General features: G+C 66.9%; 2 protein-coding genes. One reads left to right on the forward strand and one right to left on the reverse strand.

The features are described 5' to 3' along the window. Positions 1 to 134: 134 nt before the first annotated feature. A complete protein-coding gene (dnaB, locus tag GOHSU_RS16085) occupies positions 135 to 2,345 on the reverse strand; it encodes a replicative DNA helicase (protein ID WP_005944428.1) in 2,211 nt (736 codons plus the stop codon). 360 nt (positions 2,346 to 2,705) lie between these two features. Here dnaB and GOHSU_RS16090 point away from each other — a divergent pair, with 360 nt between their 5' ends. Continuing rightward, positions 2,706 to 3,284, forward strand: coding sequence for a hypothetical protein (locus tag GOHSU_RS16090; protein WP_005944429.1), 579 nt, complete (start codon positions 2,706 to 2,708; stop codon positions 3,282 to 3,284). The last annotated feature ends 20 nt before the right edge of the window (positions 3,285 to 3,304 follow it).

Here is a 3,304-nt window from a genome sequence, read left to right on the forward strand (position 1 = left end):
TTGACCGGAAACTGACAAACCTCAGCGGAATCTCCAACAGTGCAAGCACTATGAGAATCCCCAGGACGAAGTGCAAACCCATGCAAACTAGCGCGAGAAAGTGCAATCTACGGTGCGGATCAACAAACGCCAGGTCAGCCGCGCGCCATGTCGACGAACTTCGACAGATGCAACTGATGGGCGACGGTGATCGTCGCGGTCGGGCCGTTACGGTGCTTGCCGACGATGATGTCGGCCTCACCGGCGCGGGGGTCGTCCCGTTCGATGGAGTCCGGGCGGTGCAGCAGGATCACCATATCGGCGTCCTGCTCCAGGCTGCCCGATTCACGCAGGTCCGACACCTGCGGACGCTTGTCGGTGCGCTGCTCCGGGCCGCGGTTCAGCTGGCTGATCGCGACCACCGGTACATCGAGTTCCTTGGCCAGCAGTTTGATCGACCGGGAGAACTCCGAGACCTCCTGCTGACGGGATTCGACCTTCTTTCCCGAGGTCATCAGCTGCATGTAGTCGATGACGACCAGGCGCAGATCGTGACGCTGTTTCAGTCGGCGGGCCTTGGCCCGGATCTCCATCATCGTCAGGTTCGGGGAGTCGTCGATGAACAGCGGCGCCTGACTGATCTCGCCCATGCGGCGAGCCAGTCTGCTCCAGTCGTCGTCGCTCAGGTTGCCCGCGCGCATATCGCCGAGCTTGACCCGGGCTTCGGCTGAGAGGAGGCGCATGACGATCTCGTTCTTTCCCATCTCCAGGGAGAACATCGCTGCCGCCAGGTTGTTGTGGACCGCTGCCGAGCGCAGGAAGTCCATCGCCAGGGTCGAATTGTGGGTGGGCACCATCGCTTCGCCCGCCAGGTACAGGTGGTCTGCGTTGTCAACCTGTACGCAGCGCACCGGAACCGACGCCACTGGCCGGATCTCGACGATCCGCCGGCCGCGGCTGGGTCCGCGCAACTCCTTGTGCCGCACCATCTTGTGGTGGACGGTGAACACGTCGTCGTCGGCGTGCATCCGGATCCAGCCGGTGGGCATGCGCTCGTACACGTATCCCAGTCCGGCGATCAGATCAGTGAGCACGTCGGACATGTGGCGGGTGACCGACGGGATCGTGATCCAACCGTCGGCTTCGACCCGGGCGCGCGCATCCAGCAGTCCGGCCAGCAGTGCGCGCCGCTGCGGGATCGAGCCGCGCAGGTACTCCTCCGGGACGAGTCCGGCCAGATCCGCCATCAGGGTCATCGTGTCGACGTCCCCTTCGGCATCGATGCGCAGCGCGATCTCGGGATCGTCGTAGGCCATCCCCGCCAGCGCGGCGACGGTGTACGGGCCGTAGGCGAACTCGCGCTCGGGAAGTTCGATCGGCTGGGTGTACGGGACCCAGGCCTGGCCGGCGTGGACTCGCAATTCGCCGGTGGTCAGCACCCGCGTGCGGCCGTCGACCTGGGCGGACCATAGGTGCTGCTCGTCGGCGACCACCACTGCGCCGTCGGCGAAGACCACCTCGAAGCACGGCCGGTCGGTCATCACCTCGCTGACGGCCACCACCCGTGTCGGCCGACCGTCGGCGCCGATCAGCTGGTCGCCGACGGCGACCCTGCCCATCCGGGTCCAACCGGTCGGCGTCGGCAGCGGTGTGTCCAGAGCCAGCGCCTTCCCTACACCGGGACGGGCGGCGATGATGATCATCTGCCCGCCTTGCAGTCCGTTGGTGAGCTTGTCCAGGTCGGCGAAGCCGGTGGGCACTCCCAGCGACAGGCCCCCGCGCGAGGCGATGGCATCGAGCTCGTCGAGCGTGGGCTGCATCAGTTCTTCGAGGATCGAATAGTCCTCGGAGGTGCCGCCCTCGGTGACGTCGTAGATCTCGGCCTGCGCACGGTCGACCACCTCGGCGACGTCCTGGCCGTCGGCGCCGGCGTAGCCGTACTGCACGATCCGGGTACCGGCCTGCACCAGGCGGCGCAGCAGTGCCTTCTCGGCGACGATCTCGGCATAGAAGCCGGCATTGGCCGCGGTGGGCACCGTCGCGATCAGCGTGTGCAGATACGGCGCTCCGCCCACCTTGCGCAACTCACCCTTGCGGTCGAGCTCGTTGGCGACGGTGACCGCATCGGCGGGCTCACCGCGCCCGTACAGCTCCAGGATCGCGTCGTAGACGGCCTGGTGCGCCGGCTTGTAGAAGTCGTCGGGTTTGATGCGCTCGAGGACATCGGCGATCGCGTCCTTCGACAGCAGCATGCCGCCCAGGACCGACTGCTCGGCCGCATGGTCCTGCGGAGGCTGACGGAGGGTCTCTTCGGGGGCCGGAGGGACATCGCCGTTCGGCGATGTGCGCGTGTCGTCCAGCGCCACGTGCGTCTCCCTCCCCGAAGATGAAACCGATTTCCCCGCCGAACACTAGGGGCCGCTGGGCCCCCGCGGCAAACCACCCCTGTGGACAACCCTGTGCGTGACCTGTGGACGGTGTCCTGTCTTGCGAGTAGGAATGTGCACAACTCTGTGGAGACATCGGGAAGATCACAATGGCACCGCCGGGTTCCCCCAGGTAGACGCACTATTTATTGTCCACAGTTTGACAGAGTTCCGTCCCCTCGGCGTGTCGCCGAACGCCACGCCGACGAGGCGTCGAGGTGCACTTGAGGTGAACCCTCGCCGCAGCGGAGCGGTCTCAATCCGACCCGCTCCCGGGGCCGCCCGTGATGAAATGGACGGGTGCGAGTCCTTCGAAACCTGCGCCGCCGTCCGGCCCTGCTGATCACGCTGATCGTGGCTCTGTCCGCGACACTGCTCGGCACCGCCGCCCCGGCCGCCGCCGCCCCGGTTCCCGCCGAACTGCAGTTCAGCAGGTTCTCCCCGGTGAATCCGGCCAAGTATCAGTCCGTGCGCTGGGCCGACAACGGGCGTTCCTACTTCGTGGCCGGCCGCTGGCAGTGCCAGCTGGGTCCGCAGCCGGGTTCGGTGGCCTGCAAGGGCCGTCCGGCCACTGCGCCGCCGAACACCCGCGGCGTGGCGATCACCAACGATCTGCAGGGGCCCCTGTGGGTGCCGCCGGGCACCACCTACCGATTCGGCTCCGAAGCAGGTTTCCGGGCCCCGGTGCTGAAGGTGGGTCAGCGGATCCAGGTCGCCGATGCGGTCTGCGCGGTCCCGCGTGCCGGCGTGGTCTCCTGCGCTACGAACAACCGGGCATTCATCCTCAGCCGGGCCTGGCACAAGTTCTACTATCCCAAGGGCGATCGCCGGCACAGCGCCAACCCGGCGCCCAAGTATCTGCCGGCGCGGCTGCGCTGATACGGTCAGGCTGGGCCTGT

Source organism: Gordonia hirsuta DSM 44140 = NBRC 16056 (genome assembly GCF_000333015.1).
Lineage (GTDB): Bacteria > Actinomycetota > Actinomycetes > Mycobacteriales > Mycobacteriaceae > Gordonia > Gordonia hirsuta.